The organism is Pseudomonadales bacterium, assembly GCA_024234435.1.
Taxonomy (GTDB): domain Bacteria; phylum Pseudomonadota; class Gammaproteobacteria; order Pseudomonadales; family Porticoccaceae; genus JACKOF01.
The window spans coordinates 1,291,740-1,309,847 of the sequence record JACKOF010000001.1 but is presented as its reverse complement, the minus strand read 5'-3'; the positions used below and the strand labels follow the sequence as shown (position 1 = coordinate 1,309,847).

General features: G+C 48.5%; 18 protein-coding genes and 1 pseudogene. All 19 read left to right on the top strand.

All coding sequences use genetic code 11. The annotated features are described in order from the left end of the window. Positions 1-21 precede the first annotated feature (21 nt). The 19 genes and pseudogenes from lepB (at position 22) to H7A02_05955 (ending at position 17,695) form a co-directional block, all read left to right on the top strand. Positions 22-774: a signal peptidase I gene (gene lepB / locus H7A02_06045; protein ID MCP5171810.1), complete on the top strand. Its 753-nt coding sequence runs from the start codon at positions 22-24 to the stop codon at positions 772-774. Positions 775-839: 65 nt separating this feature from the next. Continuing rightward, the gene (locus H7A02_06040; protein ID MCP5171809.1) at positions 840-1,226 is read left to right on the top strand and encodes a DUF4845 domain-containing protein; all 387 of its coding nucleotides are present in this window, start codon (positions 840-842) and stop codon (positions 1,224-1,226) included. Beyond that, positions 1,223-1,912 (top strand): ribonuclease III, encoded by a 690-nt coding sequence (gene rnc / locus H7A02_06035; protein ID MCP5171808.1) that lies wholly within the window; start codon positions 1,223-1,225, stop codon positions 1,910-1,912. Before H7A02_06040 ends, rnc begins: the two co-directional genes overlap by 4 nt. Further along, the gene (era, locus tag H7A02_06030; protein MCP5171807.1) at positions 1,905-2,807 is read left to right on the top strand and encodes a GTPase Era; all 903 of its coding nucleotides are present in this window, start codon (positions 1,905-1,907) and stop codon (positions 2,805-2,807) included. The genes rnc and era overlap by 8 nt, the downstream gene beginning before the upstream one ends. Positions 2,808-2,846: 39 nt before the next feature. Continuing rightward, the gene (gene recO, locus H7A02_06025; protein MCP5171806.1) at positions 2,847-3,584 is read left to right on the top strand and encodes a DNA repair protein RecO; all 738 of its coding nucleotides are present in this window, start codon (positions 2,847-2,849) and stop codon (positions 3,582-3,584) included. Then, entirely contained in the window at positions 3,581-3,952 is a 372-nt protein-coding gene (locus H7A02_06020) for a holo-ACP synthase (protein MCP5171805.1), read from the top strand. The genes recO and H7A02_06020 overlap by 4 nt, the downstream gene beginning before the upstream one ends. Positions 3,953-4,158: 206 nt before the next feature. Further along, positions 4,159-5,049 carry a cysteine synthase CysM gene (gene cysM, locus H7A02_06015; protein ID MCP5171804.1) on the top strand — a complete coding sequence of 297 codons (891 nt, stop codon included), beginning with the start codon at positions 4,159-4,161 and terminating at the stop codon, positions 5,047-5,049. 62 nt (positions 5,050-5,111) lie between these two features. Further along, on the top strand, positions 5,112-7,361 hold the full coding sequence (relA, locus tag H7A02_06010; protein MCP5171803.1) for a GTP diphosphokinase: 2,250 nt from the start codon (positions 5,112-5,114) through the stop codon (positions 7,359-7,361). A gap of 80 nt (positions 7,362-7,441) precedes the next feature. Continuing rightward, a pseudogene (gene mazG, locus H7A02_06005) lies at positions 7,442-8,218 on the top strand (nucleoside triphosphate pyrophosphohydrolase). Positions 8,219-8,375: 157 nt separating this feature from the next. After that, the gene (gene adk, locus H7A02_06000; protein MCP5171802.1) at positions 8,376-9,029 is read left to right on the top strand and encodes an adenylate kinase; all 654 of its coding nucleotides are present in this window, start codon (positions 8,376-8,378) and stop codon (positions 9,027-9,029) included. Positions 9,030-9,162: 133 nt separating this feature from the next. Next, positions 9,163-10,143 (top strand): ferrochelatase, encoded by a 981-nt coding sequence (hemH, locus tag H7A02_05995; protein ID MCP5171801.1) that lies wholly within the window; start codon positions 9,163-9,165, stop codon positions 10,141-10,143. A gap of 152 nt (positions 10,144-10,295) precedes the next feature. After that, the gene (locus H7A02_05990) at positions 10,296-11,213 is read left to right on the top strand and encodes a histone H1-like repetitive region-containing protein (protein MCP5171800.1); all 918 of its coding nucleotides are present in this window, start codon (positions 10,296-10,298) and stop codon (positions 11,211-11,213) included. Positions 11,214-11,296: 83 nt separating this feature from the next. Next, complete coding sequence (gene tsaB, locus H7A02_05985) at positions 11,297-12,076, top strand: tRNA (adenosine(37)-N6)-threonylcarbamoyltransferase complex dimerization subunit type 1 TsaB (protein MCP5171799.1); 780 nt, start codon at positions 11,297-11,299, stop codon at positions 12,074-12,076. Between the two features lie 8 nt (positions 12,077-12,084). Further along, positions 12,085-12,882, top strand: a complete 798-nt coding sequence (locus H7A02_05980) for an undecaprenyl-diphosphate phosphatase (GenBank protein ID MCP5171798.1) — start codon at positions 12,085-12,087, stop codon at positions 12,880-12,882. 126 nt (positions 12,883-13,008) lie between these two features. Further along, complete coding sequence (locus H7A02_05975; protein ID MCP5171797.1) at positions 13,009-14,322, top strand: M18 family aminopeptidase; 1,314 nt, start codon at positions 13,009-13,011, stop codon at positions 14,320-14,322. 96 nt (positions 14,323-14,418) lie between these two features. Then, positions 14,419-15,429 carry a tryptophan--tRNA ligase gene (locus H7A02_05970; GenBank protein MCP5171796.1) on the top strand — a complete coding sequence of 337 codons (1,011 nt, stop codon included), beginning with the start codon at positions 14,419-14,421 and terminating at the stop codon, positions 15,427-15,429. Further along, positions 15,426-15,755 (top strand): hypothetical protein, encoded by a 330-nt coding sequence (locus tag H7A02_05965; GenBank protein MCP5171795.1) that lies wholly within the window; start codon positions 15,426-15,428, stop codon positions 15,753-15,755. Before H7A02_05970 ends, H7A02_05965 begins: the two co-directional genes overlap by 4 nt. A 285-nt stretch (positions 15,756-16,040) precedes the next feature. Then, positions 16,041-16,385, top strand: a complete 345-nt coding sequence (locus tag H7A02_05960; protein MCP5171794.1) for a helix-turn-helix transcriptional regulator — start codon at positions 16,041-16,043, stop codon at positions 16,383-16,385. A gap of 11 nt (positions 16,386-16,396) precedes the next feature. Then, positions 16,397-17,695, top strand: coding sequence for a type II toxin-antitoxin system HipA family toxin (locus H7A02_05955; GenBank protein MCP5171793.1), 1,299 nt, complete (start codon positions 16,397-16,399; stop codon positions 17,693-17,695). The last annotated feature ends 413 nt before the right edge of the window (positions 17,696-18,108 follow it).

The window sequence follows — 18,108 nt, the reverse complement described above, 5'->3', positions numbered from 1 at the left end:
TGGAAGAGAATAAGACAGATTATGGATATTAATTTCCCCCTCATTTTGGTGATTCTGACTGCTGTCAGTGGTTTTGTCTGGGCCCTGGACAAAATTTTTCTTGCCTCTCGCCGCGGCGAAAATGAGCCGAGATCTGGCTGGGTAGAATATTCAGGATCTTTTTTTCCGGTACTGTTGGTAGTGCTGGTATTGCGCTCGTTCCTGTTTGAGCCTTTTCAGATACCATCCTCATCCATGGTGCCAACGCTGAAAGTAGGCGACTTTATACTGGTGAATAAATATGCCTATGGCCTGCGTCTGCCTGTTACTGGTACAAAAGTGATCGCAGTGGATGATCCCCGGCGCGGTGATGTTATGGTGTTTTTCCCGCCAAATGACGACCGGTATTTCATTAAACGGGTGATTGGCTTGCCGGGTGATGAAATTCATGTGGTCAACAACCAGCTTTATATTAATGGCAAGAAGATAACGCAGACAGCCGTCAATTCAGAAGGTGAGGACCCGCGTTATTTGCTGGCAGAGGAAGCGTTGGGAGAAGAGGGCCATTTGATACGCAAGCAACGCTTTGCCAGCCGCTATGGACAGAACTATTCTACTGTGGTGCCGCAGGGTCATTATTTCATGATGGGAGATAACCGGGATAATAGCAGTGATAGCCGTGTCTGGGGGCCTGTTCCCGAAGAGAATATCGTTGGCAAGGCTGTTGTCACCTGGATGCACTGGGATAAGTTCTTCAGCTTGCCGAGTTTTCAGGGGGTTGGCACAATTCGTTAAGCATGATTGATCGTTTAGGGTGTTCGCTGATAAACCATTTTGGAACATAAGCAAGGGGGACCGATATGTTGGCACGAGGAAGACTTGCAGGAAAACAACAGGGACTAACCACGATAAGCTGGCTGGTGGTATTAGCTGTGCTGGGTGTGCTATTGACGGCCGGATTCAAGCTGGGGCCGCTCTACCTTGATAACTATTTTGTGCGGGCAGCGATTCATTCTCTGGCCAATGAGAATGTAGCCGAAATGACCAACGCTGATATTCGACGCCGCATGAGTAATACATTCACTGTTAACAATATTCGTGATGTAAGCGTTAAGGATATGGTTATTACTCGGGAGAAGAAGCGTATTCTGGTCAGTCTCAATTACGAAAAGCGCGTCAATTTCATGGGTAATCTTGATTTTGTCGCTGTCTTTACCAATGAATACGATAGTTCCGAAAAACAGTGATAGACAGCCGACAACGACTTCAGGTGCAACTGGGTTATGAATTTAAAACAGTGGCTCTGCTGGAACTGGCGCTCACGCATCGCAGCTGCGGTGCCCGAAATAATGAGCGCCTGGAGTTTCTTGGGGACGCGGCCCTTAATTTCATCATGGGTGAAGCGCTTTACCAGCAGCTGACAGCGGTTGATGAAGGTGATCTGAGCCGCCAGCGGGCAACCCTCGTAAAAGGGAAAACGCTAGCCGAAATTGCCCGGGAGCTGAATCTTGGAGAACACCTGCTGTTGGGATCGGGTGAAATGAAAAGTGGTGGTCATCGTCGTGATTCCATCCTCGCTGATGCGGTTGAGGCTATTATCGGTGCAATATATCTGGATAGCGGTATGGCGGAATGTAAAAAGTGTGTGCTTCGCTGGTTTGCATCCCGACTTAACAAGGTTTCTGCTTCTGCGGATCAAAAAGATGCCAAAACACGCCTGCAGGAATTTTTGCAGGGCCGAAGCCGCCCACTACCACAGTATTCGGTGGTTGCTGTGAGTGGAGAACAACATTGTCAGCACTTCTCCGTGCAATGTGAGGCTGATGGCCTGGATCGCCCTGTTACGGGTAAGGGAAGCAGCCGCAAAGAAGCTGAAAAGCTCGCTGCCGAGAAAGCTCTGAAAATACTGCAAGGTAACATTATTGATGGTTAAACAGGAATCGACGACCCATTGCGGTTACGTAGCGATTGTTGGGCGTCCCAATGTTGGCAAATCAACACTGCTAAATCATCTGCTAGGGCAAAAACTCAGCATCACCTCGCGCAAGCCACAAACCACACGGCACAACATGCTGGGGATTAAAACGGAGGGTGATTACCAATTGATATTTGTTGATACCCCCGGCTTGCACAGCAATCAGCAAAAAGCTATTAACCGGTACATGAACAGGGCTGCGGAGAGCGCCATTCGCGATGTCGATGTTGTCGTATTTGTGGTGGACCGGACATCCTGGAATGACGCTGATGACAAAGTTGCCGAAGAGCTGAAAAAAGTCAGCTCCCCGGTGATTGTTGCGGTCAATAAGCTGGACCGTGTTGAGGATAAGGCATTACTGCTCCCCCACTTGAAAGCGCTCGCGGAGCGTTTGCCAAATGCTGAAATTATGCCGGTTTCGGCGTTGCAGGGGGTTAACCTCCGGGAGCTGGAAGCTGCGATACGCAAACATATTCCGGAAAGTGTGCACTTTTTTCCGGAAGATCAGATTACGGACCGCACCGAACGGTTTTTGGCTGCGGAAATAGTGCGTGAAAAAATCACTCGCCAGTTGGGTGCAGAGTTGCCTTATCAGGTGAATGTTGAAATTGAAGAGTTTACCTATAAAGGTGAAATCTGCCATATCAGTGCGCTGATTCTGGTTGAGCGGGATGGACAGAAAAAGATAATCATTGGCGATAAAGGCAGCCGTATAAAAATGATTGGTCAACAGGCTCGCATGGATATGCAAAAGCTGTTTGACTGCAAGGTTATGCTGAATCTCTGGGTGAAGGTTCGCAGCGGCTGGTCCGACGATGAGAGAGCGCTGCGCAGCCTGGGGTATCTGGATTGAGAGTGCAGAGTCGTTAGATAGCGATGATGGTGGATCAGGATGAGGGTTGAGTGTGAAGAGGCTTTCGTGCTGCACAGTCGACCCTATCGGGAAACCAGCCGGTTGGTGGATATATTCACACGACATTATGGTCGCTTCAGAGTAGTTGCCAGAGGCTCTCGTGGCGGTTCAGCGCGCAAACGTTCGCTTAACCTGATGCCTTTTACCTTACTGCAGCTTAGCTGGAGTGGTCAAAGTGAACTCAAAAATTTGATGGCCGCAGAGAGTGTCGCTGCCACCCCTTTTTTCCGGGGTAAAACCCTTTATAGCGGCTTCTACCTTAACGAATTGATGATTCGTCTTCTTGCTGAACATGACCCTCACGAAGGACTGTTTGATCACTACCGAGAGTCGATCCAGCAGTTGGCCTCTGAAGAAAATCTCGAAATATTGTTGCGGCAATTCGAAATGCGCCTGCTCAACGAAATCGGTTATGAGTTGGTAGTGGATGTGGATGTGGTCAGTGGTGAACCCGTGCATGCCAATGCATCTTATCGGTATGATGCAATATTGGGTGGTGTCGAGCAGGTATTCTCTGCGGTGCAACCAGGGAGTTTGCAACGACAGATGGAATTGTTCAGTGGTCGCAGTCTCTTATCAATAGCCGGTAATGAACTGATGGAGCCGGAAGTGCTCAGTGATGCCAAACGATTGCTGCGGCTTGCACTCAAGCCACATCTTGGCGACAGACCGTTGCAAAGTCGAAAATTGTTTCAGGCATTAGGGGGAAAGCAATGATCGTAGGAATAGGAACCGATATCGTCCAGGTTGCCCGTATTATCTCCGTGCTTGAGCGACAGGGAAGGGCTTTTGCCGAGCGGGTACTTTGTGGCAGTGAGTTGGCAATATTTGATCGGAAAAAACAGCAGGCTGCTTACCTTGCAAAACGCTTTGCTGCCAAAGAAGCGGCCAGCAAGGCACTTGGTACCGGAATAGGAAAAGTCTCCTGGCAGGATATGGAGATCACCAATAACGGGAATGGAGCTCCATTGTTAAATCTTTCGGGTGCAGCCGCCAGACGATTGAGCGATCTCGGCGGCTCACAGGCGTTAATCAGTCTGTCTGACGAAAAAGACTATGTGGTAGCCTTTGTCGTACTAAGTTAGCGCACTTACCCTTTATTGATTCAGAAAAGACCGGCGTGCACAGGAATTTCAGCAGGACACAGAACTGGGTACAATGCGGGCTTGTGTGCGCAGAGCCTTCAACACGCAACGCTGTATTTAGAACCGGTAATGTTGGCGGCGCGGTTGGCAGAAATGACCATTCTGGTTTCTGCGGTTTGTCAGCAAATCATTTGATAGAGAGACTTATGCATTACCCTACCATTGAAGACTGTGTTGGCAATACCCCCCTGGTGCGTTTGCAGCGTCTGCCTGGCAAAACAAGTAATACGATTCTGGTCAAGCTAGAAGGCGAAAATCCGGCGGGTTCTGTCAAAGATAGACCAGCCATGAGCATGATTCAGCGAGCGGAAGCGCGTGGCGACATCAGGCCGGGTGATACACTTATTGAAGCCACCAGCGGTAATACAGGTATTGCGCTGGCGATGGCTGCCGCGATAAAGGGGTATCGCATGGTGCTGATTATGCCCGAGAACAGCACGGAAGAGCGTAAAGCAGCAATGGCTGCTTACGGTGCCGAATTAATTCTGGTCAGCAAAGAGGAAAGCATGGAGGGCGCTCGTGATCTGGCCAAGAAAATGGAGGCTGAGGGTGAGGGCTTCGTGCTCGATCAGTTTGGCAATGCAGATAATCCGATAGCGCACTATGAGGGAACAGGTCCCGAGATCTGGCGACAGACGCAAGGAGAAATCACTCATTTTATCTCTTCTATGGGTACTACGGGCACTATCATGGGGGTCTCACGTTATCTCAAGGAGATGAACCCGGAAATAGAAGTGATTGGCTTGCAACCGGATGATGGTGCCAGTATTCCCGGCATTCGTCGTTGGCCAAAAGAGTATTTGCCCGGTATCTACACTCATGAGCGGGTGGACCGGATTATTGACATGGGGCAGCAGGAGGCTGAAACCACCATGCGTGCCCTGGCCCGTCAGGAAGGTATTTTTTGTGGCGTGTCGTCCGGTGGTGCGGTGGCCGGTGCACTCAGGATATCCCATCAGCTGGAAAATGCTGTCATTGTGGCAATAGTTTGCGACCGGGGTGATCGCTATTTATCGTCGGGTATTTACAGAGGTTGAGTAGAGACGAGGGTAGTGCGATGGTAACGGATTGATTTAATGGGAATTTGAAAAAACGGGTTATGGTACAGGTCAGAGCATTATCGCCTCTGCATGGCAGTGGAGAAATTGATTTATCGGAGTGGGTCGACCAGTTACTGAGTACGGCGGTTCTTGCTCGGTCCCATAAAGAAGAAATTCTGCGAGCCTGTGAAGTGGCCCAGCGCGTGGCGGACGCCGATAAAGGACATCATCCCGCATTGCGGCAAAGCTTTCATACCGGCCTGGAAATGGCTGAAATTCTGGCCGATTTCCACCTTGATCAAGATGGCTTGGTGTCAGCAATTCTCTATCGGGCTGTCAGGGAAGAACGGTTGTCGATAGCGTCTGTTCGCAAGGAATTTGGCGAAGGAGTGGCCACACTGATTGGCAAAGTGTTGCAGATGGCTGTGATCAGCATGCGGCGCAACGACAGTGGCAGCGATGTGTTTGGAGAGGCTGCAGGTCGTCAGGCGGCCAAGCTGAGACAAATGATGGTCGCGATCATTGATGACGTTCGCGTTGCCCTGATCAAACTTGCCGAACGGACCTGTGCAATTCGCTCGGTTAAAAATGCACCGGAAGAAAAACGCTTAAGAGTCGCGCGGGAAGTTTTTGATGTTTACGCGCCGCTCGCACACCGGCTCGGTGTCGGTCATTTAAAGTGGGAGCTGGAAGACCTTGCATTCAGATACCTTCAGTCAGACCAGTATACTCACATTGCAAAATTACTCGACGAACGCCGCCTCGACCGGCAGCAGTATATTGAAGAGGTCATCCAGCAACTTCGTCAGCGACTGGAAGAGCTGGGAATAAGAGGAGAGGTTGTAGGCCGGGTAAAGCATATTTACAGTATCTGGCGAAAAATGTATCTGAAAGGGCTCCATTTTTCCCAAGTCTACGATATTCGCGCTGTTCGTATTTTACTGCCCACTATTCGTGATTGTTACGCAGTGCTTGGCGACGTACATAGCCGTTGGCAGGCAATTCCCGAAGAGTTCGATGATTATATCGCCCAGCCAAAAGAAAATGGCTATCGATCTCTCCACACTGCGGTGGTGGGGCCAGACCAGAAAATTCTGGAAATTCAGATACGCACGTTCGATATGCATCAGGAGGCAGAGTTTGGTGTCTGTGCTCACTGGGCTTACAAAGGCAGTGACAGCCAGTCAGCAGCCGAAAGTTATGAGGCAAAAATAGGCTGGATGAGGCAAGTGCTGGAATGGCAGGAAGAACTGGAAAGTGACTCGGAAGCAGTGTTGCCTTCCTCTGCTGACCACCCCGAGATCAAGATTGATCGCATCTATACCTTTACCCCCCAGGGGCACGTGGTGGATTTGCCTGCCGATGCAACGCCGCTGGATTTTGCCTACCGGGTTCATACCTCTATCGGGCATCGTTGCAGGGGCGCCAAGGTTAATGGTCGCATAGTGCCTCTTAATACCCCGCTAAACCTGGCCGATCAGGTAGAGATTTTGGCAGGGAAGGAAGAGCGGCCCAGTCGGGATTGGTTGTCCCATGCCCTGGGGTACCTTAAAACCAGCGGTGCTCGTTCAAAAGTACAGCAATGGTTTCGAAAGCAGGACTTTGAAAAAAATTGCCAGGCTGGTCGTCAGTTATTTGAGAAGGAGCTGCGTCGTCTCAATCTGGCCAAGCTTGATCTTGACCTGCTGGCAGAAAAGTTTAACAAGCACCATGCCGAGGGGCTATATACGGCGATTGGCGCTGGTGATATTGGTATCGAGCAGGTATTGAATGCCGCTCAGTCCCAATTGGGTATTGTTCATAAACTTGATTATCCCAAACGGCACAGTTCCGCAAAGCGTTTTGATGAATCAGATGTGTATATATACGGTGTTGGTAACCTGGCTACACGTATTGCCGGTTGCTGCCAACCAATCCCTGGTGAGCCAATAGGCGGTTACGTCACTCATGGCCGTGGTGTGAGTATCCACCGCAGTGATTGTGGCAATTTGTTGAGGCTGCAGAAAAATGACCCGGCGCGGGTTATGGAAGTCAGCTGGGGTGGAGAGCCTTCACAGGTTTATTCGGTGAAGCTGATTCTGGAAGCTTATGATCGCAGAAGCCTGCTTAAAGATGTCACCACTGTGCTTGATAAATCTGATCTCAATGTGCTGGCAATGGATTCGAAAAGCAGTGAAGACGAAAAAGGAAATTATGTTTTGATGGCAGTTACGGTCGAAGTGCCTGATCTCGAGTCTCTGAGTGCGGCGCTGACCCGGTTGCAACAGATTCCTAATGTTTATTCGGTTCATCGTGCAGAACAGTTTTAGATTTGCATTTGAGATGTAAGCAATCAACAGGGATACCCGTGGAAAATACAGATTACACCCTCGATGACTTACGCTACCTGATGGATCGGCTCCGTGATCCGCAAACCGGTTGCCCCTGGGATTTAAAGCAGAGTTTTCAGTCCATCGTTCCCTACACGCTGGAAGAGGTTTACGAAGTTGTTGACGCTATTGAGCGAGAAGATTACCCGCACCTGAAAGAAGAGCTGGGTGATCTGTTATTTCAAGTGGTTTTCTATACACAGTTAGCTGAAGAGCAATCGCTATTTGAGTTTTCCGAGGTGGTGTCAACCCTGGTGGAAAAGCTGGTTGTGCGACACCCGCATGTTTTTCCGGATGGTTCATTGCATAGTAAGCGAAAAGCAGGAGAGCCGCATGCCGATACAGATATCAAACAGAACTGGGAAGTAATTAAGAGGCAGGCGCGTGCAGAAAAAGGGCAGAAGAGCATGCTGGCTGACATTCCACTCAGTATTCCCGCTCTGGCTCGGGCAGCTAAACTTCAGAAGCGTGCCGCCAGCTGTGGCTTCGACTGGCCAACAATAGAAGGTGTCGTAGACAAACTGGATGAAGAAGTGGGTGAGGCTAAAGCTGCAATACTGGATGGCAACAAGGCTGCTATCGAAGAAGAGCTCGGTGATGTGCTTTTTTCGGTTGTCAACCTGTGTCGGCATCTCGGTGTTGATGCCGAAGGTGCGTTGCGCCAGTCCTCGAGAAAGTTCGAACATCGCTTTGCATATATTGAGTAGCAAGCTGTGGCGCGACAACAGTCCGTTGATAGCCTGAATCTACAACAACTTGATGAGCTGTGGGAAGCGAGTAAAAAACACACCCGGTGAGGCTTCTGGACATGTTTTTATGCGCCTTGTTTCGCTGACGCTGAAAGCTTGTCAAGCTTGAGAATCCACCCCTTTACGTGTAATGTTCGCCTCCTTGTTTGGGGTGGCTCCGGCTTTGGCCCCTGATTGGTTGATTACATACAGTGGAGAACGAGTGATGCGCATTATCCTGTTGGGCCCCCCGGGCGCTGGTAAAGGTACTCAGGCACAATACATCACGGAGAAATTTGGCATCCCGCAGATCTCTACAGGAGATATGTTGAGAGCCGCAGTCAAGGAGGGCACCGCTCTTGGTCTGCAGGCCAAGGAAATCATGGCTGCCGGAGGTCTGGTTTCAGACGAGTTGATTATTGCTTTGGTGCAGGAGCGAATTCAGCGACCAGACTGCGTTAACGGATTTTTGTTCGATGGGTTCCCCCGCACTATCCCTCAAGCTGAAGCATTGCTTGCTCAGGGTGTAGCCATAGACAAGGTGTTGGAAATTCAAGTTGCCGATGAAGAAATTGTTGCGCGATTGAGCGGTAGAAGGGTTCATGAGCCTTCTGGCCGTATCTACCATGTCCAGCACAACCCGCCGCAACAGGAAGGTCTTGATGATGTAACGGGAGAACCTCTTGTTCAACGCGAGGACGACAAGGAAGAAACCGTTCGCAATCGCCTTGCTGTTTATCACGACCAGACAGAGCCTCTGGTTGCCTTTTACAGTGCTCTGGCTGAGGGTGGCGCTGAAAACGCGCCCGAGTACGCCCAGGTAGACGGCGTGGGTGAGCTGAGTGCTGTGCAGGCAAGACTAGAGAAAATTTTCAGCTGATTTTTGGGCGCTGGCATCCCTTGCTGCTGAATACTAGGCAATGCAAAATGGGTTCTTCGGAACCCATTTTGGTATCTATTCCGTAACCGATATCGAAACGCACAACCCCATTGAAATTGAGTACAGAGCTGCTATGTCCAAACATTTCGCTGTCATTTTAGTTAACCTGGGAACGCCGGAATCGCCGGATAAAAAAGCAGTCGGTAACTTTCTCAAAGCATTTCTTTCCGATCCAAGAGTTATTGAAGCTCCAGCATGGTTTTGGCAACCATTGTTGCGTGGTTTGATTGTGCCTTTGCGTGCGAAAAAATCAGCCCAGGCCTACCGGAAGATCTGGTGGTCCGAAGGCTCGCCGTTAAAAGTCATTTCTGGCAGGCAAGTGCAGATGGTACAAAAAGTAATGACGGAACGCTTGGGCGATTTTGCTCCGGTGGTTGCGGAAGCCAGCACTTATGGTCGGCCCTCTATTGAAGAACAGATGAAAAATCTTATAGCTGAAGGGGTGCAGAGCTTTGTGATCATTCCCATGTATCCACAATATTCCAGTACCACGACAGGAGCGGTTTGGGATCAGGTGTCGAGGTTTATAAAAGAGACAAGGGATGTGCCCGAGTTAACGCTGGTAAAAAGTTTTTATCAGCGAAAAGACTATATCGCTGCGCTGGCAGAAAGTGTGCAAGACTTTTGGCAGAACAATGGCCGGAAACAAAAATTGTTAATGTCATTTCATGGCATACCCCAAGCGTATGCTGACAAAGGTGATCCCTATCCGGAACATTGTCGCGCGACGGCCGAGTCGTTGGCAAAAGCCCTTGCGTTGAAGGATGACGATTGGGCTTACAGTTTTCAGTCACGCTTTGGTCCCAAGCAGTGGGTAAAACCCTATACAGAAGAAACCTTGAAAGCGTGGGGAGCTGCTGGCCTTGAAAGTGTCGATGTAGTGAGCCCGGCATTTACTGTTGACTGCCTGGAAACACTCGAAGAACTCAATATGGAAAATCGGGATCTGTTTATAAATTCGGGGGGGAAAGAATATGCCTATATCCCCTGTCTCAATGACAGAAAGACGTTTGTTGATATGCTGGCAAATCTGATCCAAGACAGAATTTATTAAAAACTGTCAACATTTTTTTGAGTATTCGCAATAAAAATGCATAAAACTCTGGAAAAATAAAATATATTGCATAGAATCTGATCAAGCCCTTGGGGTAAAGCTAGAAATGGGGTTTCTTCAGTGCACTTATTATTTAGGTAGGAGCAAAAAAAATGGCCAAAGCCGCAAAAAAAACAACTCGTAAAAGCAAGACTGCAAAAAGTCCTATGAACTCTCTGCTCGACAAAGCTCATGATGCTTTATCAAAAGCTCAAAAAGAAACCGATATCCAGATTAAAAAGGTGAAAGCGGCCAAGAAAAAAGCGTTGGCTGCCAGGGACCGGATGACCAAGAAGGCAACGGATGCTGCTGAAAAAGCATTGAAGTCGGCTCAGTCTGAAGTTCAAAGCAATCTCAAAAAGCTGGATAAAATGCAGGAAAAAGTGACTGGTGCTCGTATGGAAGTCAAGATAGCCAAACTTCAGGATAAAGTCCGTGAAGCTGAAGATAAGGCTCGGGAACGCATTGAAGAGTTTGAAAGTAAGCTCAGAGATGGTGCCGAGAAAGAAATGAAAAAGGCGCGTGCTAAATTTGAGGAAAACTGGAAAAAAAGCAATGCCGCAGCCGAAGCCAAAAAGATTAAAGCTTACGCCAAAAAAGTTTCTGCACGAGTTAACGATGTTGAAAAGCGGGTTGAAAAAGAAGTCAGAGATTTGTTGAAAAAAGCGGGCATCGAAACAAGCGCAACTACGAAAAAAGCACCAGCCAGGAAGTCTGCAGCGAAGAAGCCCGCGGCTAAAAAAGCGCCTGCCAAGAAAGCGTCCGCTAAGAAGCCTGCGGTGAAAAAGGCGACCGCCAAAAAAACTGCGGCCAAAAAAGCACCCGCTAAAAAGCCTGCGGTGAAAAAGGCTCCCGCCAAGAAAGCTGCGGCCAAGAAAGCACCGGCTAAAAAGCCTGCAGTGAAAAAGGCGCCAGCGAAAAAAGCACCGGCCAAAAAACCAGCAGTTAAGAAAACGCCGGCCAACAAACCTGCCGCGCCTCAACCTGCGGTCAGTGCTGCACCAGCGCCAACAGAGCAAACCTCTTCGTAGTGACAGGGCACTGTTTTTTAATAAGCACATTCATTTCATATACTGATAGGTTACAATCCCCCGCTTAGCCCGGGGGATTTTTTTTGTCTGCTGCCAACTCGAATTCCACTTTATTGTGCCTGGATACATCCACTGAAGCCTGTTCCGTCGCGCTACAGTATCGGGGAAGTATATTTTCCCGTTTTGAGGTGGCTAGCCGGAAGCATACTCGCTTGCTGTTACCGATGATTGATGATGTTTTGGCTGAAGCGCGGTTGGATCTGTCGTCCATCAATGCATTAGGGTTTACTGTAGGGCCTGGTTCATTTACAGGTGTTCGCATTGGCTTTGGCGTGGCGCAAGGTATTGCATATGGTGCTGACCTGCCGGTTGTACCGGTTTCCAGCCTGGAAGCAATGGCAGTATCGGCCTGCCACCGGTTCAAGTTTCCTGTGGGGAGTTTGCTATTGTCGATTATGGATGCCCGTATGGATGAGTGTTATTGGGCGCTGTTTTGTGTGGCAGACAACAACGAGCTGCAAAGACTGTGTAATGACAGCCTCTGTGCGCCAGAACAAATAAACCTGAATATCGCTTTCTTGAGTCATGAGAACTCAGATCTTCACCTGATAGGTGATGGTTGGAATTATGCTGACAGGTTGTCTCTACAGCCTGCAAGCGTAGCCGCAGAATTTTATCCTGATGCAAAAGCGGTGTTGACCATTGCTGTCAACAAGTTTGATGAAGGTGCGTTTGAGAATATCGAGCGTGTTCAGCCTCTCTATCTACGTGACAGAATTACCTGGCAGAAGCGTCGGCGCTTAAGAGATGCCGAGACCTCAGCCGGTAATACAGAACAAAATAGTAACCATAAAGGAAGTTAAGGCGTTTCATGGACATTATTGAAATTATCGCCCTGGCTATTATTCAGGGCCTTACCGAATTTCTGCCTATTTCCAGCTCAGCCCATTTGATTTTGCCCTCTGCATTGCTGGGCTGGAATGATCAGGGACTGGCTTTTGATGTTGCTGTGCATGTAGGGTCACTGATTGCTGTCATCGGTTATTTTCGTAAAGAGATTGTAGAGCTGATCGGCTGCTGGTTTGGCAGCTTCCTTGGGGCTGGAGTCACCCCGGAAAGTCGGCTTGGCTGGTATCTTATTCTGGCGACGATTCCGGCTGGTTTGGCGGGTCTGGTGTTTGATGAATTTATTGAAAATCACTTACGCTCAATCGCCGTGATTGCAGCAACAACAATTGTTTTCGGATTGCTGCTGGGATGGGCTGATCGCAAAGGCAGTCGCAGCCTATCGCTTAACCAGTTTAACTGGCGCTCGGCATTGTTTGTGGGCGTTGCTCAGGCGTTGGCATTGATTCCCGGCACTTCCCGTTCCGGTATCACCATTACAGCTGCGTTGGCGCTGGGGTTTAACCGGGAATCAGCGGCACGCTTCTCTTTTCTGATGGCCATTCCGGTGATTACTCTGAGTGGTGGGTACAAGGTGTTACAGCTTCGGCAACTGGAGCATGTGCCCTGGGTTGATATTGCAACGGGAACTATTCTTTCTGGTATCGCCGCTTACCTGTGCATACATTATTTTCTGAAACTGATTAATCGTATTGGTATGACGCCTTTTGTGATTTATCGGTTATTGCTCGGTATTGTTTTGATCGCTGTTATGGCGGTGTGACAAGTGATGGTGCCTATCCTTGAAGCAGGCGTTGTGGCAGCTTTCAGTATTGCGGGTACGGCTTTAATATGGCAGCGGATCTCTTGGGCAGCCCCTCAGACAAATCAGTAAACGGAAATTTGCATAATGATCAAACAACAAAACTACAATCAAGGCCTGCTGGATTTTATCGGTGCATCACCAACACCTTTTCATGCGGTGGACTCTATGCGAGACACGTTACTGGAAGCAGGCTTTGTTGAGCTCTCTGATAGCCAAAAGTGGCAATTACAGCCTGCCGGTCGCTACTTCGTAACCCGCAATGCATCGTCTATCATTGCTTTTATTACGGGCCAGCAACCGGCATCGAAATTCGGTATTCGCATGGTCGGTGCACACACCGACAGCCCCTGTCTTAAGGTGAAGCCCCAGCCGGAAATAAAGAAAAACAATTACTTCCAGGTCGGCGTGGAAGTCTATGGTGGTGCATTACTTAACCCCTGGTTTGATCGGGATCTCTCGATAGCTGGCCGGGTTGTCTATCGTGATGGTAACAGTCCGGTTATTCAGCACAAGCTGGTGGACTTCAAAAAGCCGGTTGCAGTAATACCGAGCCTGGCGATTCATCTTGATCGGGAAGCCAACGAAAACCACAAGGTGAACCCGCAAACGGACATTCCTCCCCTGATGTTTGCTCAAGGTGAAAACCGCTATGAGGATTTTCGAACTTTGCTTGCCGCCGAGTTATTGAGCGAGGGGGATGATCAAAAAGAATTGCAGGTGCTGGATTACGAACTTTGTTTCTACGATTGCCAGAAACCTGCGGTGGTTGGTTTGTATAATGACTTTATCGCCAGTGCGCGACTCGACAACCTGCTCAGCTGTTATACCGGTTTACAGGCACTGCTCGGTGCAGGTACAGAAGTAACCACATTGCTGGTGTGTAATGACCACGAAGAAGTAGGCAGTGTATCAGCCTGTGGAGCCCAGGGGCCGATGTTACAGTCAGTGCTGGAACGTCTTTACCCTGACGCCGAAGAGAGAACTTGCGTGATCAATAATTCTCTTATGGTGTCGGCGGATAATGCTCACGGCATACACCCGAACTTTGCCGATAAACATGATGCTAATCATGGACCAGTGCTTAATGCCGGGCCGGTGATTAAGGTGAACTCGAATCAGCGCTACGCCACATCAAGCCTGACTTCATCGCTATTTCGTGTGCTTTGCGAACGAGAGCAGGTTCCTGTTCAAGTGTTCGTCAATCGAACAGATCTGGGTTGCGGCAGCACGATTGGCCCGATTACGGCTTCAAATATCGGTGTGCCAACACTCGATGTGGGTGTGCCTACCTTTGCGATGCACTCCATTCGTGAGCTGGCAGGCAGTGACGATGCTTATAGCCTTTATCGCGTGTTGCGGTCTTTTTATAACCATACCGATATTCTGCAAATAAGTTAGGCGGCATCGACACTCCGGATAACGTTATAACTTTATTGAAACTGTTAAATACGTAGAATGACGTCTTTAGCTGATATATGGAAAAACTCACCAGCCATGAATGACAATACTTTACTGACCGGTATCACGACCACGGGAACACCTCATTTGGGCAATTATGTAGGTGCTATCCGCCCGGCTATCGTGGCCAGCCAACAGGGTACAGGTAACGCGTATTACTTTCTCGCGGATTACCACGCGCTGATCAAGTGCCAGGAACCGGCCAAAGTACATCAGTCCACACTGGAGATTGCGGCCACCTGGCTGGCTCTTGGGTTAAACACGGATAATGTGGTGTTCTATCGGCAATCTGATATTCCGGAAATCAGTGAACTGAACTGGCTGCTGACCTGTGTCACCGCCAAGGGGTTGATGAATCGTGCCCATGCTTACAAGGATTCAGTACAAAAGAATCTGGATAGCGGTGAAGATGCCGATTATGGCATCACCATGGGACTGTTTGCCTATCCGGTTCTGATGGCATCTGACATTCTTATGTTTAACGGCAAGCGCGTGCCGGTGGGGCGCGACCAGATCCAGCATATTGAAATGGCCCGGGATATTGCCCAGCGCTTCAACCATATTTATGGTGAGCATTTTCAACTTCCCGAGGCGGTTGTGGACGACAATGTCGCCGTACTGCAAGGGCTTGATGGGCGCAAAATGAGCAAGAGCTATAACAATACCATTCCATTATTTCTGCCAGAAAAACAACTTAAAAAGCATATCAACAAAATTAAAACCAACCTATTGGAACCTGGTGAGCCGAAAGATCCTGACACATCAACCGTGTTTCAATTATGGCAGGCATTTGCAACAGCAGCGCAAACTGAAGCCATGCGTCAGGAGTTTGCCAATGGTATTGCCTGGGGTGAAGCCAAGAAGCAGTTGTTTGAGTTGGTTAACAGTGAACTCTCTGAGGCCAGAGAGCGCTATAACGAGCTGCTGGACAATACGGATTTTATTGAGCAAAAGCTTCGAGAGGGTGCTGAAAAAGCAAGAGCATACAGTCAGCCATTTATGGAAAAGCTGCGCACAGCTGTTGGAATTGGAGCATTAAACCGATGAAATCAAAGTACTTAAAAAACGCCGCTTTTGGGTTGGTTATAGCCTGTGTGACCGTCAGTGTTTATGGCGAAACGGCTAACACAGCCAATGAGATTGATCTGGATTGCCAGGACCATTCCCGACAATTGATTCAGCAGCTATCTACTGCCGGGTTGCTGGTGGAAGGAGGCGCACCGCGAGCAGAGGGGATCAGCCTTGATTTATGCTCCAAAGCCCAGAAAACCGCTCAAGCACAGCACGAAATAGCAAAGAAAAGAGCTGTTGAAAACTGGTTTTTCCAGTCGACAGGCGGTAAACCGGGTAACGAACGATTAAAGAAAAGATAGTCTGTATGACGGGCCGAATGAAGGGGGCTGAGAGAAATTCGGGCTGGTTACCTGATTAATCAGCACCCAACCCCCGAATAACGCTCTATCTTATCTGCTAACCCGTCCGTGTTGAGCTGACAAATTCCACAATCATTAGTGATGGTAAAAATAATCACTATTCCATAAAAATTCATTTAATGACTATATTTTTCAACATTATGAAATAAGAAATTTTGCTGTTTCCAGTTCTTTATGCCACTATTGGAATATCTATGCGGAGAAATGATGTTGATCAGCAAGGAAATGACAGATAAAGCTATTGCTCAGGAACTGGGGGAGTGGATCAAAAAAATCCGCTTGAGCAAGCCAGGAGGCGGTATTACGCAGGCAGCGCTGGCAAAACGGGCCGGTGTTAACCGCTCCACGGTGGTTGCTCTTGAGCAAGGGCGGGGTAAGCTGGAAACGCTAATTCCGGTATTAAGATCGCTTGATGCACTGGAGTTTCTGAATAATCTGGCGCCGCCTTCAGACATTAGCCCTCTACAACTGGCCAGGCGCCAGGGTAGCAAAAGAAAGCGAGCTTCAAGTAAGCAGGCGGCGATAGGCGGCACTCATGATGATCATAAAAATCACGAAACTGATTGGTAATGGCTGACGCTATGAAAACAGCTCAGGTGCTATATCAGGGTATGGAGATTGGAGCGGTAGCCTGGGAGCCGGTTCAGCAGTTGGGATATTTTGAATATACCGCTGAATTTATTCGTTCTGGCATACAGCTTTCGCCCCTTGTGATGCCCGCGCGGCAGAGGGGCGAGGTATTCAGTTTTCCCGCTCTTAATAAGGCATCCTTTTTCGGTTTGCCTGGTATGTTGGCCGATGCGCTGCCGGACAAGTTTGGTAATGCTGTAATTGATGCGTGGCTTGCCAGGCAAGGGCGTGACAGGGCGTCATTTAGCCCGGTAGAACGGCTATGTTATATCGGCAAACGTGGTATGGGGGCGCTGGAGTTCAAGCCCGCTACTCAAGATAAAGGCTTAAACGTTTCAACTACTTTGGACGTTGATGAGTTGGTATCTCTGGCGCAAACCATCACCAGAAACCGTTCCGGTTTGGCCACAAATATTTCCGGTACGGATACCAGTGAGGCCATTATGGATATTATCCGTGTTGGTACTTCTGCCGGGGGTGCCAGGCCAAAAGCAATTATTGCATTGAATGCCAAAGGAGAAGTTCGTTCCGGGCAGGTGAGCGTGCCCCCAGGGTTTGAACACTGGCTGATCAAATTTGATGGTGTAACAGACATGGAATTGGGTGAGCCGCAACAGTACGGCCGCGTTGAATACGCCTATTACCTGATGGCAAAAGCCTTTGGCATAGACATGATGGAAAGCCGTTTGCTCGAAGAGGGCGGCCGAGCACACTTTTTAACTCGTCGGTTTGATCGTAACGGTAACAATAAAATTCATGCTCAAACGCTTTGTGGGCTGGCGCATTACGACTACAACATGGCTGGGGCCTATAGCTACGAACAAGCATTTCAGGTTATGCGTGCACTCGGCCTTAGCAAGCCGGAAGCAGAGCAACTGTTTCGCCGAATGCTATTCAATGTTGTATTCCGCAATCAGGATGATCACACAAAAAATATTAGCTTTTTAATGGATAGTTCAGGTCAATGGCGGTTATCCCCAGCTTACGACCTTATTTACGCACATAATCCGGCTGGACAGTGGACCAATCAACATCAGATGAGTATCAACGGTAAACGAGATGAATTTAGCTATCAGGATATTCAAACCGTGGCAGATAACATCGGGCTAAAAAACTACCGAGAATTGATTGATCAAATTACAGAAGTTACGGCTCTCTGGCCTGAATTTGCCGACCAAGCCGCGCTAAGTCAAATGCGAATAGAGGAAGTTAAAAGCGGGTTTCGACATGCTCTTTTAGAGCTTAGATGAAAGCAAGTAATGAGTATTAATATGCAGCCAGAGGTAAGCCTCTAATAAAAAAATAGCGCTTTCGCCACGTTTGTTCATTTTTTACTACCCAAAACTCCTAAATATAAAGGTAATTAACCGTATTACAGTTCTTTTAAATATACTGATTTTTTGCACAGTTTATTACATGCTTGTCAAATTATATGCTCGCTTTATGCTGAGCCAATGCGCGTTATCATTCCCGAGAAAAATAAATAACCAGGGAAAACAAGGTGTTATTGGTTTTGAAAGATGACATAAGTAGATCCCCTTATTTTAGATAACGAGACCCCCTCGCTTTGTTCTGGAAGGATTCGGAAATGTCAGAAAATATTATTATTTATCAAGTAGTTAAAATAAATCGCCGAATGTAGACTTTTGCAAAGTGTCTGCGC